The organism is Psychrobacter sp. (genome assembly GCF_030454045.1).
In the GTDB taxonomy this organism is placed as follows: Bacteria; Pseudomonadota; Gammaproteobacteria; order Pseudomonadales; family Moraxellaceae; genus Psychrobacter.
The window spans coordinates 1-17,905 of the sequence record NZ_JAKDJE010000016.1 but is presented as its reverse complement, the minus strand read 5'-3'; the positions used below and the strand labels follow the sequence as shown (position 1 = coordinate 17,905).

The window sequence follows — 17,905 nt, the reverse complement described above, 5'->3', positions numbered from 1 at the left end:
ATAGGTGCAAAATCATGCGGTCATCATGTTGGCAAGTGGCCTCAGTCAGCGCCTTGGCCAACCTAAGCAGCTGCTCGTTAAGAATGGCGAGCTATTAATTGTGCACATGATCCGATCGGCAATGAGCACCAATCCGCAAGCCGTCATCATTGTGATTCCTGATAAGCATCCTGCAATTGCTAGTGTAGTTACAGAGTTGGCTGTGCAATATCCAGCGGTTCAAGCGGTAGTAAACCCAAAACCTGAAACTGGTATGGCGGACAGTTTGCGTTTGGGTATTGAGAGCATAGCGAGTCTTGGAAATTCGTCAATCGAGCGCGTACTTATCATGGGGGTTGATCAGGTTCTATTAGATCAGTCGCATTTAACCGCATTGCTGGTTGGTGATCGGTCTGTGGTAGCCAGTAGTTATCATAGCTGGACGTATTCAGATGAATTAAGCACTACAGAGCCAAAAAATATCATCGGCTTACCGCTAGTGATTGATACAGGTTTACTCAGACAATGGCAAACTGAATTGACAGGTGATAAAGGCTTGCGTCATTTAATCAGAGCATTACCGCCAGGCCAAATACATACAGTGATCAATAAGCAGCTCAGTTATGATATCGATACGCCAGCACAGCTAGCGTTTGCTCAAAAAAAAGGCTGGCTTGATCAGCACTCTGAACGAATATGAATAGTAAGCGACTGACATGACAAGCATGATAGAAACCAAACGTCTGTACCTAAGACAGTGGCAAGCAAGTGATCTTGCGCGGTTTGCCGAGGTGAATGCTGATCCTGAAGTGATGGCATATTTCCCTAAACTATTAACCCCTGCATTGAGTAATACCATTAAACTATTAACCCCTGCATTGAGTAATACCATTGCCAATAAGTGTCAAAAATTAATTGAAGAACATGGCTGGGGATTTTGGGCGGTGGCTCGTAAAGATGGCGCAGATAAAAGCGATGACTTTATCGGTATGGTTGGGTTAAATAACGTTCATGACGAAATGCCCTTTGCTCCTGCTGTCGAGATCGCTTGGCGTTTGTACAAGGATTATTGGGAGCTAGGCTATGCCACCGAGGCGGCGCGTGCAGCGCTGGATTTTGCGTTTACCGAACTGGCACTGGAGGACGTGGTATCATTTACGGCGGTCATCAATCAGCGCTCGCAACTGATTATGCAGCGTATTGGTATGACTGATACGCAGGACAACTTCCCTCATCCGATGCTCGATGCTGATCATCGACTGGCTGAGCATGTGCTGTACAAGATTACGCGTCAAGAGTGGCAAGCGCTGAGCGTATAATGGCTTTATTGATCAGATACGGCCGATCTTGAAAACGTCAAAATATGCCCTTTAAAAGGTAACGCTAGATAAGCGGTGTTTTCAGGTTTGACGTGCTGACTGCTAAAGCCAAACTCAATCATCTTATTGGTTAGCTTGTTTTTACGCCCGCGTCCAGGGTCAACGACGATGACCTCACAAGTTGGCAGCGCATGACGTTCGATAAACTCGGCCAATATTCCAATATGTTGGTCTTCGTAGAGCAGGTCGCTACCGATAATAATATCAAATTTACCAAGGTGGCTATTGTTCTCTGCCCAATCCAAACGCTCAAAATTAATCTCTTTGTTATTATTTAGCGTGGTATTTCTATCAAGGAAATACTCAACGGTCGGATGATAATCCGTCGCTGTAATGTCTGCTTGTCTATGATTGAGCAACAGACTCGATAGCGCCATGCCGCAGCCCACCTCCAATATCCGTTTGTCCTTAATATCATATTCCAACATATGATTGGCTAATACCAAGCTTGACAGCCAGATTACCCCAAACATCGGCCAAGAAGCGGAGCAAATACCCAAGTTTAATGCCTCATCATCGGGGTCACTAAATTGTTGATTGTCACGCAGGGTGCAGAGGTGAATGTCGGTGTTGCCAATTTCAATCGTTTGATAGCGCACGCGCACAGTGGTCAGCGAAGTCATAAACTGTCCTAAAAAATAAGCAAAAGTGCAAAGGTTGGCAAAGGTTGCCACTGTCGATGAGGTAGAACGTTGGAATAGGGTATCTAAATCTTAGAAATAGTAGAAAATGAGCGTTTGTAGAAGTTATTGTTTTAGAAAAGACTAGGCAGCGCCAAGAAAAGCGTCTTACAAGTGTGAGGAGAGTATGACCTAAATGATGACAAGTTATTGTTAATTCTGAAGGTATTGTTATTGCTGGATAAAAGGGCTGGTGAAAGCGGACGGTAAAAGAAGCGTATGAGAGATGTTGAATGGCTTTTATGCTGGCATGATAGGCTTGTCGTTTATTTTGACAAGCCCATACAAGAGAGGATTAAAGCTGGCGTGTGCTGCTGAATCAATTTAGAAATTTGAGTCCAGAGGTCTTAAGTGCCCAGACCAGCTCTACAAAGGCGCGACTGTTGGTTAAGGGTTCGCCATCGATGATGAGCACATAACCTGCACTATCAATCCATAAAAACACAAAGCTGGTTTCAGGAATGAGCAAGTCAACTTGCTGAAAAAACGAGATCGCTTGGCTTTCTACTGCCCAGCCGCGCTGCTTTTGGCGCAGCATAAACCCTGAAAAGTCAGCGGCGGCAACACTGAGCATGTCCGCTTCTTCTTGACTGTAGCCAATGCGAGCCAGACAAAACCCTTCATCAGAGCCAATTGCGGCACGGCGTTTGCCAGATAAGCTCGCGACTACGTAAGGCAAAAACTGATCCAATGGTAGATTGGGCGCTGGCAATAGCAAAGACAGTTTTTCGATCCAGCCTTGCTCGATAAAGCTTTGTAGCCAAGTATCAGAGTAGCGCTGTAACCAATCAGCGGCGAGTAGTGTCTGTCCATAAGACAACAAGTCTTGTAGCGCCAATTGCTCATCAGTCGGCTCATTCTGTGAAAACGCCTCAAAAATACCAGCAGGCGTTAAGGTTAGATAGGTCTTATCGGCATTCAAATAAGAAGACATAGCGGCTACCTTAGCGATGAAAAAGTGGTAAAAAGTGATAGAAGTTAAGTTATAAACGCATGACAGTTTATGATGTCGTGGTAGGCTTGATGGTCTGATCCAAATGCTGTTGGCAGTTATCCCAGCGTTGATCAAATTGCCAATCACTTTTGCCTAAGCTAAACCATACTAAGGAAAACGCCAGACGATCATTACGGACAGTACAATAGGCAAAAAACTCATTTTCAATTTGCTCAATGGTGCCCCAGTCTTGGCTAGCACGTGCTTGCATCAACTCGCTTGTGATGTCTCTTGCGATCTCTCTGGCGTCATCACTACTGATACGCAAGCGTTGCTTTTGCTCATTGAGCGAAGGCGATATAAGGACACTCCAGCGAGTGGCCAGCATACTGTTACGCTGAATGTATCTTTTTTTGTCAATACACTCGCGAAACCCTTGCTTGGCCTCAGGGGTCAAACGGTCTTTGATACGCGTAAACAAATTATTGACATCGTATGGAATGTCAAACCAGCACCCATAGAAAAAATCTGCTACCGCGCCCTGTAGGGGTTCTTTTTCGGTAAGTAATAAAGCGGCGTTGATGCGCTGCTCATGAAAATGACGGTTGTTGGGTGCCAAAAACACTTTGCGTGAATAAAACCGAAAGACTCGGTGCGCCACTTTCTCGTTTTCTTTGATCAGGTCTGAATCAGACATAATGGTCTCCTTGTGTCATAGCCGTGACGACAACCAGCGCCTCAGGCTATGAGCTCATTCAGCAAAACAACCTCTGATAATATGAGTGTCAATGAGCCATCAATCCAGCAATGTCTGCATCAAATCAATCATAAATTCAGCATCCTCTTCACTCATTGCCTCAAACCCTTCAGGCATACCAAGCTCAGTTAAGGCTTCTTTTCCATCATCATCGCTATGCAAATCCAGAATGGATTCTATAAAAATTTGCGCATCTGGAAAGTCGTCTTTGATGAGAAGCACATGACTGATATCAGCCAAATCACTTTCGATCAGTACCGATAGCTGATCTTTGGTCAGACGAGAAAAACCGTGAAATACCTCTGCCAAAAAGAACGCTGCCTGCGCATCGCCTTTGATGACTTTACGCGCAGCTGCTTGATAGGTCTCAGTGACATCCCAGCTCAGATCAGACTCTTCTATATCGACAGCCTCAAGCAGGCGCAAACCGATCAGCTTGACATCTCGGTTGTTTGCCATCGCGATGGTGGCACCAGCTTTGATATCTTCTAAGACATTGATGTCGCTGTTGGCACCAGCGGCGATGACCATTTCGTCAGATTTGCCGATAGGACGTGCAACCGCACGGTAGCCTTGCTCACGGATGAGAGCAGCGGCATCAAAAGGGTTGGCGTAGATAATTTGAATATCACCTGCCTCAATCAAGGTCTCTTGCTCAGCATGTGAGGCTGGCGTATTTAGGTGCATGTTTAAGTTGGCACGCTTTTGAATCAAGGTGTTAAACATATGCCAACCTGCAAAACGCTCAGGCGAAAAATCAGGGGCGATTAACATATTGTGTGTCGTCATGATTTAGCCTTCCTCATTTTGTTTCATATCAGCGTACTGCGCCTGCATGGCTTCGATTTTGCTACGTGATGGCTTGCGGCGTACTGAGGTATAGCCCACGGTTTCACCGCGGCGTACGTTTGGCACCACAGTGGCATAAACCCAGTAGTGACTGCCGTCTTTACATAGGTTTTTGACATAGCCATGCCACTTTTTTCCAGCTTTTGCTGTGTCCCACAAGTCTTGATAAGCCGCTTTTGGCATATCAGGATGGCGCAGGATAGACTGCGGCTGGCCAAGCAGCTCGTCTTTGGTGTAACCACTAATCTCGACAAAGGCGTCGTTGACGTGAGTGATAATGCCGTCTAAATCGGTACGCGAGACAATGAGCTTACCATCTGGGTAGGGACGCTCTACACCTGTATCATAGACAGTCCGAGAGGTGCCATCATGATAGGTCAGGGTGATTTGCTCAGCAGGCAGGTCAGGCTTGTGTGCATCAGGGATTGGAGAACCCATGGTCATCTCCTTCGTTGGTCGTTGTATTTATAATGAGTAAATCGAGTACATAGGGCACTCGTCAAAAAGCCAAAGCCACCAATCAAATGAGTTTTGCTAGGGCTTCTGAGGCGCGCTTGATGTCCAAGAATATCAAACCAAGCTTGGCATTGGGTTTTGCCATGATAGTGAGTACCGCTTCATCGCCTGATGACGTCATGATTACGTAGCCCATCTCGCCTTGAATCATGATGCGATCGATACTACCGCGTGCCAATTCGCGGCCTGCACGGTCGCCCAATGATAGCAGTGCTGCTGACATCGCACCCACGCGATCTTCATCAACGCCGGTTGGTAGAGCTGAAGCAATCATCAGACCATCGTTAGAGATTAGGGCAGATGCTTCAACATCTGCTGATGAGCTGTTTAAGTCTTCCAATATCTGTTGAAATGAATCTGTACGCATATCGCTTTCTCTGTACTGTTGGTGGATTTTTATTTATGAACCAGTCAAAAATGTCCTTGTCTTAAGTAAGGTATTATAATTCCTTGCCACAAATATTGATATAGCAAAACCCTATTTAAAATAGGGCGTGTTGAACATTGGCGACAAATTGATGGCAAAAAAAATAGCGAACGGTTAATCTTTAAGTTCTCACACAAAAAAGATATCGTTCGCTATGCCTCGCACAATGCTCAAAGATGAACACTGGACAAGACTAAGACCTATCTTACTAGAGTTGAATATCTATGACAAAGGAAATCTTAGAAATACGGTTGAAGGTGTGTTGTATCGGATGCGCGTTGGTTGCCCTTGGCGTGACTTACCACCGTACTTTGGCAAGCCCAATACCATCTATAAAGCTTACCAGCGCTGGTCTCGCAGTAATAAGCTGATTGCGCTTTTTACGTTACTGATCAAGGACGCAGACCTTGAATGGGTCTTTATCGATGGCACTCATATTAAAGCGCATCAGCACAGCAGTGGTGGCAATGAGAATGCGCAGGCTATTAGTAAAAGTATTGCAGGACGCGCGACCAAGATTCATTTGGCAGTTGATGCTCATGGCAATCCACTCACTTTTATCTTGTCAGATGGTACAACCCACGATGTTAAAGTCGCTCCTGACTTAATAGACAAGGTTGATTTGAGCGATACAGAGGTTTTATGTGCCGATAAAGGCTATGATTCTGATGCGCTACGAGCCCATATTGAACAAGCAGGGACGTGTGATAACATCCCTCGGAAACGAAATACAAAGTCCTCTAACGACCATATGGACTGGAACTTGTACAAGGTACGCCACTTAGTAGAAAATGCTTTTGCTAAGCTAAAACAGTATAGGGCAGTTGCCACCAGATTTGATAAGCTCAAGCAGAGTTATGAGAATACGGTCGCTCTTGCTTGTGCTTATATCTGGCTGAAATTATGAATGTTCAACACGCCCTAAGGTTATGATAAATTTTTTCTGTTATTTCATAAAACTTGTGACGTAACGACCAAAAAGCCCCCATCATTCAATGATAGGGGCTTTTTTAGTGACGATAAATCAAGGCGTATTCGTTAAGCTTTATCATGCCATTGACCTTGAAACATAGTGCCTGCAATAGGGTTCAGTCCCATCTGATAGGCCAAATCAGCAGGGCGGGCGATATCCCACAGTACCAGATCAGCATCATAGCCCACTTCTATTTTGCCTTTATTAGATAGACCCAAAGCCTTGGCTGCATAAACGGTTGATCCTGCCAATACTTCTTCAGGCGTGAGGTAAAACAGCGTACAGCCCATATTCATTGCCAACAACAGCGACGTTAACGGTGAGGTACCAGGGTTACAATCGGTTGAAATCGCCATAGGAACTTGATGCTTGCGCAGTGCCTCAATCGGTGGCAGCTTGGTGTCACGTAAGGTATAAAACGCTCCGGGCAATATCGCCGCAACCGTGTTGCTAGCAGCCATTTTCTCTATGTCAGTTTCTGATAAGTGTTCTAAATGGTCACTAGATAACCCTTTGTATTCGGCAACTAAGGCGCTACCGCCGATGTCAGATAACTGCTCAGCGTGTAGTTTGACCGGCAGGTCTAAGGAGCGTGCAACCTCAAAAACGCGTCTAATCTGATCGCTACTAAACGCGATGTTTTCACAAAAACCATCCACCGCATCAACCAAACCTTCTGCATGCAGAATGGGCAGCCACTCACAGACTTGCTCGATATAGTCGTCCGCACGGTCCTGCAAGTGAGACTTATATTCAGGCGGTAAGGCGTGCGCTGCAAGATACGTGGTGCTGACGTGGATGTCGTATTTTTCGCCAAGCTGGCGCGCGACGGTAAGCATTTTGCGCTCAGTGTCTAAGTCGAGACCATAACCTGATTTGATTTCGATGCTGGTGACGCCTTCTTTCATCAGCGCAAGTAGGCGCTTTTCACTTTGGGTAAATAGCGTCTCAATACTGGCGGCGCGGGTGGCACTCACGGTTGCGACAATACCGCCGCCTTGTGCTGCGATGTCTTGGTAACTGGCCCCTTGCAACCGCGCTTCGAATTCATTGCTGCGGTTGCCACCGTAGACAATGTGCGTATGACAATCGATGAGCCCAGGCGTTAGCCATTTGCCATCGGCGTCTGTAACCTGATTGTCTTGATAATGTGGCAGATGCGTCGTGATTTGCTCTTGTGCCCCAATCCATGCAATCTTGCCGTCTTTAATACCGATAGCCGCGTTCTCTAACTGACCATATGGGATACTACGAGCGTCTTCATTCTTATTATTATTAAAACCATAGTGCGCTGAAAACGTCGCAATATTGGCATTGATAATAAGGTGGTCAAATGAGGTCATGATTACTTCATCAGGCATTTGCCCTGTAGAGTTTATAGTATTATTCATAATGTGCTCCTAATTATTGGGAAGCCCGTGGCCTTTGTTTGTAAGATCTAAGTGACAAATAAGTGCTGTTCTACAATCGTTGCCAGCAATCGAGCAGCGACTTTGCAGCTACGACTATCCACATCAAAGGTCGGGTTGATCTCAGCAATATCTGCCATTTTTACTTTGCTTGATGACATAATCAGCTTGACCATACGCTCAACAAAACCAAGCTCAATACCAAAAGCAGCAGGCGCACTGACACCCGGAACGACACTAGAGGGGAGACAGTCCATATCAATAGTGAGATAAATAATATCAACCTGATCTATGAAGCTTTTGACCTGCTCGGCAATGGTGTCCCAAGGCTGATAATGACAGTCTTCATCACTAATAATCTGTACACCCAGTTGCTCAGCGCGATCAAAGAGCGCGGCGGTATTAGAAAAGCGACTGACGCCAATACAGCAATAATGAAAGGGCTGATCGTGTGCGTCAAGATGCTCGGCAATCTGGCGAAACGGTGTACCAGAGGTTGCTACATCAGACTGACGAATATCAAGATGGGCATCGAAATTAATAATCCCGATAGTAGGCGCTGTGTTTGTGCTGATAGTTGTATCGTTTGCCTTTTCTAAGGCCTGCCATAATCCCAAAAAGCTACCATAAGCAATGGCATGACCACCGCCAAGCCCGATGGGTAATCCACCTTGCTTGACGATAGTGCTCACTGCATCGGCATATTTGATCTGAGCTTGCTCAAGAATACTGTCGGCAAAGCCATCATTATCATCACAATGAATGTCGCCAGCATCACCCAATAAGGTTGATAATTGACTATCAAAGCGTTGTTGCAAATCAGCGATGACTGGCAGCGTAGCAAAAGCTCGACGAATCAATGACGGTGCAGCTCTAGCACCCACGCGGCCTTGATTGCGTCTGACGCCTTGATCACAGGCAAAGCCAATTAGCCCAATATGTTGAGCCTCATAAGGCTGAGCAAGCTGATACCAATAACGGGCGCGTGCAGTCTCAAATGGCTCTGCGCGTCCTGTCCACTGAGTCATATCAGCAGGTGTATGGCTAATGGGTGTGGTCATGTTTGTGACTGCCATCATTGCTCTCCTTTTACCAATTAACCGTTACTTAGACTCGTACCAGTTTTGACGTAGTTCTTGCCAATGCTCAGCAAGTGTACCGTCTAATACTAACTGCTTGGCCGCTTCGATATCAGGGGCGAGGTAGCGATCTTTATCATAGAACGTCACTTTCTCACGTAGTTTTTGATGTGCCACAGTCAACGGCTCTGAAGTATCTAATCCGCGATGAAAATCAATACCTTGACCAGCGGCCAATAGCTCAATACCTATGATAGTCGCAGTGTTTTGCGCCATCTCATATAGGCGGCGTGCGCAATAGGTAGCCATGGATACGTGATCTTCTTGGTTGGCGGAAGTCGGGATGCTATCGACGCTACCAGGATGGGCGATAGATTTGTTTTCTGAAGCCAGAGCCGCTGCGGTCACATGAGCAATCATAAAGCCTGAGTTTACCCCAGCGTTATCGACTAGGAATGGTGGCAGACCACCTGACAAAGTTGCATCGATCAGCAAAGCGACACGGCGCTCAGACATCGAGCCAATCTCAGCGATAGCCAATGCTAAAATATCCGCGGCAAAAGCGACTGGCTCAGCGTGGAAGTTACCACCTGAAATAGCGACCGGACCATCTTCGTTATTGAAGATTAGTGGGTTGTCTGTTACTGCATTCGATTCGATGAGCAGCGTTTTCCCTGCTTGGTTGATGATATCAAGACAAGCACCCATGACTTGTGGCTGGCAACGTAAGCAGTAAGGATCTTGTACTCTATCATCTTGTTCGCCATCGTGCGATGCACGGATAGCACTGCCTTTGATCAATTGACGGTGTGCTTTGGCGATCTCTATTTGACCATGATGACCACGTACTTCGTGAATACGCGCATCAAATGGTGAATCTGAGCCTTTGGCGGCATCAATTGACAGTGAGCCGACGATAGTAGCAGTCTCAAGTAAATCACGCGCTAAGAAATAACCACGTAATGCTAGCGCAGTTGAGACTTGCGTACCGTTGATAAGCGCAAGGCCTTCTTTGGCTGCAAGAGTAATAGGCTCAAGTCCATGCTTTGCTAGGGCATCAGCAGCTGGCACTTTTTTACCAGCGACAAACACATCACCTTCGCCCATCATCGCAAGTGTCATATGTGATAATGGCGCTAAGTCACCAGAGGCACCAACTGAGCCTTTGGCTGGGATATTTGGGGTGATTTGATTGTTGATTAAACCAAGTAAACTATCTACCACCTCGCGACGTACGCCAGACACACCTTGTGCTAGGCTAGCAACTTTCATTACCATAATCAGGCGCACCACGCCCTCTGGTAGCGCGTCACCCGTACCTACCGAGTGAGAAATGATTAGGTTACGCTGTAGCAGCTCAAGCTGGTCATCACTGATGCGGGTTTTGGCAAGCAGACCAAAGCCGGTATTAATGCCGTAGGCGCTCTTATCACGCTCAATAATGGTTTTGACATTGTTATGCGAGGCGTCAATATCCGCGTAAGCACTCTCAGGCAAGCTCAATACCACGGGCTGATCGTAGATGTCGCGTAGCATCTTAAAGCTAAGCTGGCGTGGGTGTAGGGTTAGTTGTTTGATGTTGCTCATAAGGGTAATCCTAGGGTTGTAAGCGGTGTTAATGGTATTATTTTTAAGGCAAATCGTTATAAGGTTGAGCTATCTAGGTGTTTTTAGGTACTTTAATATTTAATACGTCTCATTTGATGTCACTGCTATCAACCAATCCAGTTAAGGTAGATGGCCAATTGACCAAAGCCCGCCGCGAGCAAAATACTGAGCACCACGCGCTCAAACCAAATGATGACCATTTTACCAACAGAGATTGGAATCTCGGTTGCAAGGACACAAGGAATCATGGCGGAGAAAAACAGCACGCTACTAATGGAGATGACCCCTGCGACATAGCGCGTCAGTACATCTGCGTCACTCAGTAGTAGTGCTGGCAAGAACATTTCAGCCAATCCTGCTGACATTCCTTTGGCAGCGACGAGAGGGTCTGGTAGGCCGCCAAGCCATGTGAACGGATAAAGCAGTAACCCTAAGGCATCGAACACGGGTGTATATTTTGCTAATAGCAATCCAGTCAAACCGACCGCAATGATAGAGGGCACAATAGCCGCTGCCATCGTCAGGCCATCACGAAAATTAGACCACAAAATTTGTTTGAGATCAGTGGCTCGGCGTGAGGTGGACAAACCCAAATCAAATGCTGCTGCTAGTCGTTTACCTCTTGCGTGATCGAGGGTTGGACGCTCCACCTTATCATCAAACAGACTAATGGGCGGAATCCGAGCAGTAATCGCAGTGACCAAAAAGGTGATGATTAGTGTTGACCAAAAAAAGAGGTTCCAAAATTCCATAATCCCAAGTGTTTTGGCAACAATTACCATAAATGCGGCCGATACCGTCGAAAAGCCAGTGGCGATAATGACGGCTTCACGCGCTGAATACTGTTTTTGCAAATACACACGATTGGTAATGAGCAGACCGATAGAGTAGCTACCGACAAAGGAAGCAACGGCATCAATCGCCGATGATCCCGGCGTTTTCCAAATGGGTTTCATGATGGGTTGCATCAGCACGCCAACCATCTCGAGCAGCCCAAAGCCCACCAAAAAGGCTAAAATCAGCGCACCAATGGGTACAATCATTCCGACGGGTAGTGCCAGTTTTTCAAATAAAAACGGCAGCATATCGGCTTCCATTATAAAGGAAGGTGCCGCGCCAGAAACATACATTACCGCCAATATCAGACCAATGACTTTAAAACCAGTCATAATCATATGAGTGATATTCTTACGCCACGAGCCATCGATAAATGGTTTACTCACGCCGTAGAGCATGAGTAAAAACAATAGCGTGACAGATAAAGTATGCTGCTGCGTCACCAAGTAGGTCGCGCCATGATCGAACAATATCGTGCTTTTTTCACCAATGGTAAACGGCACAAAGAACATCACCAGACCGATAGCGCTAAAGACAATGAGCTGTATCAGTGCCACAGGCGTCGAGAGCAGTTTTTTTGACGATGTCGTTGCATGGTTATCGTGCAGATCAGATGTCGTATTTTGCTCAATCATATTATCCTCCTTGATAAATAGGCGATTATGTCCTTATGCCTAGCTACAAGCTCATAAGGACAGAGGGCAAATTATTTGATCATTGGCAGATTTAAACCATAATCTTTCGCTGTCTTAATCGCCAACTCATAACCTGCATCGGCATGACGCATAACGCCTGAACCGCAGTCATTGACGAGCACGCGTGACAAGCGTTTGGCTGCGGCATCTGTACCGTCCGCCACGATGACCATGCCTGAATGCTGCGAGTAGCCCATGCCGACACCGCCGCCATGATGTAGTGATACCCACGTCGCGCCGCCTGCGACATTGAGCATGCCGTTCAATAGTGCCCAATCAGATACCGCATCTGAGCCGTCTTTCATGCTTTCGGTCTCGCGGTTGGGGCTGGCAACAGAGCCTGTATCCAAGTGGTCGCGCCCAATCACGATTGGGCCTTTTAGCTCACCGTTTTTGACCATTTCATTAAATGCCAAACCTGCTTTGTCACGCTCGCCCAGACCTAACCAGCAGATACGTGCAGGCAAACCTTGGAATTGAATACGCTCTTTTGCCATATCGAGCCAGCGGTGGACGTGGGTGTTTTCTGGGAACAGCTCTTTGATTTTTTGATCAGTCTTATAAATGTCTTCTGGATCACCTGAGAGCGCCACCCAGCGGAATGGGCCTTTGCCTTGGCAAAACAGCGGACGAATATAAGCAGGGACAAAACCGGGGAAATTAAAGGCATCTTTGACGCCTTCATCAAACGCCACCTGGCGGATATTGTTACCGTAGTCAGTCGCTGGAATATCCATCGCTTGTAGATCTAAAATCGCTTGGACGTGTACCGCACAAGACTCAGCAGCGGCTTTGGTCAATGCTGCATGCTGCTCTGGATCTTCTTGAGCGGCCTTCCATTCTTCGACCGTCCAGCCGCTTGGCAGATAACCATTGATCAGGTCATGCGCTGAGGTTTGATCGGTCACCAAATCAGGTTTGATGTCTCCTTCACGAGCGCGCTTAACGATTTCAGGCAAGATATCTGCAGCGTTACCAAGTAGCGCGATTGAAACCGCTTCGCCCGCGTCGGTATGTTGTTTAATCAACTCATAAGCATGGTCGAGATCGCGCGCTTGCTTATCGACATAACCCGTGCGCAAACGGAAATCGATGCTTGATTGCTGGCATTCGATGTTCAATGAGGTTGCGCCTGCAAAAGTCGCGGCTAGTGGCTGCGCGCCGCCCATACCGCCAAGACCCGCGGTCAAAATCCAGCGACCTGCCCAGCTGCCATCATAATGCTGACGACCTGCTTCGACAAAGGTCTCATATGTGCCTTGCACGATGCCTTGCGTACCGATATAAATCCAGCTACCCGCCGTCATCTGCCCGTACATAAACAAGTCTTTACGATCCAGCTCATTGAAGTGCTCCCATGTCGCCCAGCGCGGTACAAGGTTTGAGTTGGCAATCAATACGCGCGGTGCGTTTTCATGGGTTTGAAAGACACCAACAGGCTTGCCAGACTGTACTAGCAACGTCTCATCATCTTCTAATTCTTTTAATGACTCTAAGATTTGATCATAGCTTTCCCAATTACGGGCGGCGCGGCCGATACCACCATAGACGACCAGACTCTTTGGGTTTTCTGCTACATCAGGATGTAGGTTGTTTTGCAGCATGCGATACGGTGCTTCGGTCAGCCAGCTTTTGCAATGCAACGTGCTGCCTATAGGCGCGGCGATATCGCGAGACTCATCACGGCGGGTAAGTTTATTGTTGGTTCCGTTTTCAGTAGTCATGGTCATATCCTTGTGGTAACTAATAGGGCGATAAAATAATCAGAGTAGGTGTTTTACAGTCAGTCTATAAACGCATCGAAATATAGAGTAGCTAGATCAAGATTTTTAGACTTGCTATAAGTTGTATATACAAATTATCAAAGATACTTTTTTCATGCAAGGGTTTTTTAAAAAAATCAGAATTAATGAAAAAAAGAGCATAACTGATAGAGTGATATGAATAAGAGTTTGCATGATTGTCGTGATATTATGGCGCTACCCTTATTAGCGGAACTGACGGTTTAAAACGAATATGACAAAAACGATTCCGGCGTATCAGCGGATTAAAAATGCGATATTAGACAATATTCACTCTGGCAAATGGCAAGCAGGCAATGCGATCTCTACAGAAATGGCACTGGCGACAGAGTTTGGCGTCTCACGGATGACGGTGAATCGCGCGCTCAAAGAGCTAAGCGAGGAGCGTGTATTGGAGCGGCGTCAAGGCTCAGGAACCTTTGTCGCGCAGCAGCAGTTCAATCATACCTTTGTAGAAGTGCGCAATATCGCAGAGGATCTCAAATCTGCCAATCGCGATTATGAAGCAAAAGTGGTGAGTAAGCGCGCGGTCACAGCCTCGCTTCTCGATGATGAGTTGCGCCGCAAGTTTGGTATTGAAGAGACGACCAATACGCCCGATACAACGCTAGATAACCGCAGTGATACGCCCGTTTTATACGAGGTGAAAATCATTCACGTTGCAGATGGTCAGCCTATACAATTCGAAGAGCGCTGGGTTGATGCCAAAAAAGTGCCACATTTTATTGATCAGGATTTTACCGTGGTCAATACCAGTGATTATCTGGTTGCCAAAATACCGCTAGAGAGTGGCAGCTACACCATACGTGCGCTTGCAGCACCAAACGAGGTGGCAGATGCGTTGCAGATTGCAGCGCAGTCACCAACGCTTGTATTGCGTCGCCAGACTTATTCAGCCGGTCAGGTCGTCACTTTTGTGAAGATGTGGCATGCAGGAGATCGCTATCAATTCTCAGGTGAGTTGTAGTTTTGCGCTAATGGCGGTCATTACCTGACGCACGCTCACGGAGTTTGTACGCTTTTTTATCTAAAGTAAGATATTATATTTATGAGCGGCGATTGATCCAGTAGCAACTATGAACGTCTGATCGGCTGCCTATTGAATAATCATACGCTATAAAAGTTCAAAAATAATAGGGAAGCCGCATTGAAAAATATGCTGAGCATCCTCAAATCGAGCAGCCAAAGCCGAATATTGCAGGGCGATTATTATATTGCCCTCTTGTATCGGTTTTTCCCTATTTATTAGCGCTAACTGTTTTCATGTAAACCCTTTTATCTCATTCATCTACTTTTATAAGGACGTCTTATGAAACGTCGTACTCTTTTAGCCCTTGCTGCTAGTACTGTGTTACTTGCTGCTTGTGGTCAGTCTAATACTAATGAAGCTGATACTACTGCCACTGACACTGCGTCAACAGGCGGTTCTGATTTGCTGCAACGTATCAATAACGGCGGCACCATTAACGTCGGTACAGAGGGTACATATCCTCCATTTACCTATCATGATGAGAGTGGCAAGCTGACAGGCTATGACGTCGAAGTGACGCGTGCGGTCGCTGACAAGCTAGGCGTAGACGTTGAGTTTAAAGAGACTCAGTGGGATGCGATGCTGGCAGGCTTGGACTCAAAACGCTTCGATATGGTGGCGAACCAAGTCAGCTTAACGACGCCTGAGCGTCAGGCCAAATATGATAAATCCATGGCTTATAGCTGGTCAGGCGCGGTTGCATTGGCACCGACTGATGACAACCGTTATAGCTCTTGGGATAACCTAAAGGGTTTACGTACGGCTCAATCACTCAGCAGTAACTACGGCGAGCTGGCAGAAAAATACGGCGCAGAGATTGTCCCTGTTGATGGTATGGCGCAAGCGATCCAATTGGTCAAGCAAGACCGCGCTGACTTTACAATGAATGACAATCTAGCCGTACTCGATTATCTCAAAAAATTCCCAGATTCTGATCTTGAGATCAAACTGACAGCCCCACCAAGTGAACAAACAGGCTCAGGTCTCGTGCTTATCAAAGGCAACGATGAAGTGGTAGCAAAATTGGATGAAGCAATGGCTGCACTCGCCGCTGATGGTACACTCACCAAGCTTAGCGAAGAGTTCTTTGGTGCTGATGTAAGTCAGCAGAAGTAATGTTGGCTTCTATCACGTCTGTGCTCGCAGAACTATTGGCATTATTGCCATTTATGAGCCCTGATCGGGCGCAGATCGTCATCTCGTCGTTTTGGCCAATGCTCAAAGGCGGTATCTATTATTCGATACCGCTGGCGCTGATATCGTTTTCTATCGGTATGGCCATTGCCTTGACCGTTGCTTTGATTCGAATCGTACCGCGTACTGGTTGGTTCCATGAGATTATTTATCGCTTGGCTCGTATCTATGTATCCGCGATTCGCGGGACACCGATGCTGGTGCAGCTGTTTATTATTTTCTACGGTTTACCAAGTGTGGGCGTCAAGCTCGATCCGTTTCCTTCAGCGATCATTGCATTCTCGCTCAATATCGGTGCGTATGCATCTGAGACCGTGCGTGCCTCGATTTTGTCGATTCCGAAAGGGCAGTGGGAAGCGGGTTCAACGGTTGGTTTGACTTATCTACAGACATTTCGTCATGTGATTTTGCCGCAAGCACTGCGCGTGTCAGTGCCGCCATTGTCTAACACCTTTATCAGCTTGGTAAAAGATACCTCGCTTGCTTCATTGGTATTGGTCACTGAACTGTTTAAACAAGCGCAGATCATTACGGCCCGTAACTATGAATTCATGCTAGTGTATACCGAAGCGGCGTTTATTTATTGGGGTATCTGTCTATTCTTGACCTTTATCCAAGGCAAGCTTGAAACCAGATTAGACCGTTACGTGGCAAAGTAAGTCATAGCCGAGCTGCTTGACAAGAGCGCTTAGCAACAGACCATCGTACATATAGACCAGTACAATAGGAATTTTTATGATCAAAGTCACTAATATTCATAAAGCCTTTGGTGGCAATCAGGTGCTAAAAGGCATCGACTTGACCATCAATAAAGGTAAGGTGGTCGTCATATTAGGACCTTCAGGATCGGGTAAAACCACGTTTTTGCGCTGTCTCAATGCGCTGGAGATTCCTGACAAAGGTGTCATTGCATTTGATGATGACAGCCTAAAAGTTGATTTTGCGACCAAGCCGAATAAAAAAACGCTATTAGCACTACAGCGCAAATCAGGCATGGTATTTCAGTCTTATAATTTGTTTCCGCACAAGACTGCGATCGAAAATCTCATGCTCGGCCCGACAGTGGTACAAGGTAAAAACAAGGCTGAGATGCGTAAAGACGCGCTGGTATTGCTTGAAAAAGTCGGACTGGCGGACAAAGCTGAGCTGTACCCGTTCCAGCTATCGGGTGGTCAGCAGCAGCGTATTGGCATCGCCCGTGCGCTGGCGATTGAGCCTGATTTGCTATTATTTGATGAGCCAACGTCTGCGCTTGATCCAGAGCTGGTACAAGATGTCCTTGAGACGATGAAGCAGTTGGCGTCAGAAGGTTGGACGATGGTGGTGGTCACTCACGAAATCAACTTTGCCCGTGATGTGGCAGACCACGTAGTCTTGATCGAAGACGGCGTCGTCGTCGAAGAGGGCAGCGCTAAGCAGCTGTTTGAAGACTCAACGCATCCGCGTACGCAGGCATTTTTGCAGCGTATCGAGCAGTAAGCGATTTATATCGTTGCAATATGTTTAGTTAGAAAGAAGCCCATTGAGGGCTTTTTTTGTGTTTATAATTTTAGTTTGACGGTTTGGGATAAATTTTATATAGCCTCTGTCAGCGGAGATACAGCAAGCGAGAAAAATACCTTTTTTAAAAGCCAAGTCGGTAAGGTTAAGAATACATATACTCATACTTGACTATTCTAAGCATCATAGCCACCTTAACAAAATAGTAGGGGCTGTATAGAATTGAGAAAACATTGAAAAAAATAAGCAACACCTTA

Annotated in this window: 18 protein-coding genes; 7 read left to right on the top strand and 11 right to left on the bottom strand. The window is 46.5% G+C overall.

Going from position 1 to position 17,905, the window contains the following annotated elements; all coding sequences use genetic code 11:
• Positions 1 to 4 precede the first annotated feature (4 nt).
• Both L0G63_RS04815 and L0G63_RS04810 read left to right on the top strand, forming a co-directional pair.
• Positions 5 to 679: a nucleotidyltransferase family protein gene (locus tag L0G63_RS04815; RefSeq protein WP_301449609.1), complete on the top strand. Its 675-nt coding sequence runs from the start codon at positions 5 to 7 to the stop codon at positions 677 to 679.
• A gap of 16 nt (positions 680 to 695) precedes the next feature.
• Positions 696 to 1,298, top strand: a complete 603-nt coding sequence (locus L0G63_RS04810; protein WP_301449608.1) for a GNAT family N-acetyltransferase — start codon at positions 696 to 698, stop codon at positions 1,296 to 1,298.
• A 5-nt stretch (positions 1,299 to 1,303) separates the two neighbouring features.
• Here the strand turns inward: L0G63_RS04810 and L0G63_RS04805 are convergent, their stop codons facing one another.
• The 6 genes from L0G63_RS04805 to L0G63_RS04780 all read right to left on the bottom strand — a co-directional run bounded on the left by L0G63_RS04805 (position 1,304) and on the right by L0G63_RS04780 (position 5,461).
• A complete protein-coding gene (locus L0G63_RS04805) occupies positions 1,304 to 1,981 on the bottom strand; it encodes a methyltransferase (protein ID WP_301449607.1) in 678 nt (225 codons plus the stop codon).
• Between the two features lie 376 nt (positions 1,982 to 2,357).
• Complete coding sequence (locus tag L0G63_RS04800; protein WP_301449606.1) at positions 2,358 to 2,972, bottom strand: hypothetical protein; 615 nt, start codon at positions 2,970 to 2,972, stop codon at positions 2,358 to 2,360.
• 67 nt (positions 2,973 to 3,039) lie between these two features.
• A complete protein-coding gene (locus L0G63_RS04795) occupies positions 3,040 to 3,669 on the bottom strand; it encodes a hypothetical protein (RefSeq protein WP_301449605.1) in 630 nt (209 codons plus the stop codon).
• Positions 3,670 to 3,768: 99 nt separating this feature from the next.
• Positions 3,769 to 4,518, bottom strand: coding sequence for a PhnD/SsuA/transferrin family substrate-binding protein (locus L0G63_RS04790; RefSeq protein ID WP_301449604.1), 750 nt, complete (start codon positions 4,516 to 4,518; stop codon positions 3,769 to 3,771).
• Positions 4,519 to 4,521: 3 nt separating this feature from the next.
• Positions 4,522 to 5,016 (bottom strand): PAS domain-containing protein, encoded by a 495-nt coding sequence (locus L0G63_RS04785; RefSeq protein WP_301449603.1) that lies wholly within the window; start codon positions 5,014 to 5,016, stop codon positions 4,522 to 4,524.
• An 82-nt stretch (positions 5,017 to 5,098) separates the two neighbouring features.
• Positions 5,099 to 5,461 (bottom strand): roadblock/LC7 domain-containing protein, encoded by a 363-nt coding sequence (locus L0G63_RS04780; RefSeq protein WP_071002172.1) that lies wholly within the window; start codon positions 5,459 to 5,461, stop codon positions 5,099 to 5,101.
• Between the two features lie 214 nt (positions 5,462 to 5,675).
• Between L0G63_RS04780 and L0G63_RS04775 the strand changes: the two genes are divergently transcribed.
• Positions 5,676 to 6,428, top strand: a complete 753-nt coding sequence (locus L0G63_RS04775) for an IS5 family transposase (RefSeq protein ID WP_301449602.1) — start codon at positions 5,676 to 5,678, stop codon at positions 6,426 to 6,428.
• 131 nt (positions 6,429 to 6,559) lie between these two features.
• Here the strand turns inward: L0G63_RS04775 and hutI are convergent, their stop codons facing one another.
• The 5 genes from hutI to hutU form a co-directional block, all read right to left on the bottom strand.
• Complete coding sequence (gene hutI / locus L0G63_RS04770) at positions 6,560 to 7,855, bottom strand: imidazolonepropionase (protein ID WP_301449634.1); 1,296 nt, start codon at positions 7,853 to 7,855, stop codon at positions 6,560 to 6,562.
• A gap of 77 nt (positions 7,856 to 7,932) precedes the next feature.
• Complete coding sequence (gene hutG, locus L0G63_RS04765) at positions 7,933 to 8,964, bottom strand: formimidoylglutamase (protein ID WP_301449633.1); 1,032 nt, start codon at positions 8,962 to 8,964, stop codon at positions 7,933 to 7,935.
• A 42-nt stretch (positions 8,965 to 9,006) separates the two neighbouring features.
• Complete coding sequence (gene hutH, locus L0G63_RS04760; RefSeq protein ID WP_301449601.1) at positions 9,007 to 10,569, bottom strand: histidine ammonia-lyase; 1,563 nt, start codon at positions 10,567 to 10,569, stop codon at positions 9,007 to 9,009.
• A 128-nt stretch (positions 10,570 to 10,697) separates the two neighbouring features.
• Entirely contained in the window at positions 10,698 to 12,062 is a 1,365-nt protein-coding gene (locus L0G63_RS04755; RefSeq protein ID WP_301449600.1) for a YjiH family protein, read from the bottom strand.
• A 71-nt stretch (positions 12,063 to 12,133) separates the two neighbouring features.
• A complete protein-coding gene (gene hutU, locus L0G63_RS04750) occupies positions 12,134 to 13,846 on the bottom strand; it encodes a urocanate hydratase (RefSeq protein ID WP_301449599.1) in 1,713 nt (570 codons plus the stop codon).
• A gap of 292 nt (positions 13,847 to 14,138) precedes the next feature.
• Between hutU and L0G63_RS04745 the strand changes: the two genes are divergently transcribed.
• The 4 genes from L0G63_RS04745 (at position 14,139) to L0G63_RS04730 (ending at position 17,627) form a co-directional block, all read left to right on the top strand.
• On the top strand, positions 14,139 to 14,891 hold the full coding sequence (locus L0G63_RS04745; protein ID WP_301449598.1) for a UTRA domain-containing protein: 753 nt from the start codon (positions 14,139 to 14,141) through the stop codon (positions 14,889 to 14,891).
• Positions 14,892 to 15,233: 342 nt separating this feature from the next.
• Positions 15,234 to 16,070 carry an amino acid ABC transporter substrate-binding protein gene (locus L0G63_RS04740; protein ID WP_075106829.1) on the top strand — a complete coding sequence of 279 codons (837 nt, stop codon included), beginning with the start codon at positions 15,234 to 15,236 and terminating at the stop codon, positions 16,068 to 16,070.
• Positions 16,070 to 16,807 (top strand): amino acid ABC transporter permease, encoded by a 738-nt coding sequence (locus tag L0G63_RS04735; protein ID WP_301449597.1) that lies wholly within the window; start codon positions 16,070 to 16,072, stop codon positions 16,805 to 16,807. The genes L0G63_RS04740 and L0G63_RS04735 overlap by 1 nt, the downstream gene beginning before the upstream one ends.
• 76 nt (positions 16,808 to 16,883) lie before the next feature.
• Positions 16,884 to 17,627 carry an amino acid ABC transporter ATP-binding protein gene (locus L0G63_RS04730; RefSeq protein WP_301449596.1) on the top strand — a complete coding sequence of 248 codons (744 nt, stop codon included), beginning with the start codon at positions 16,884 to 16,886 and terminating at the stop codon, positions 17,625 to 17,627.
• The last annotated feature ends 278 nt before the right edge of the window (positions 17,628 to 17,905 follow it).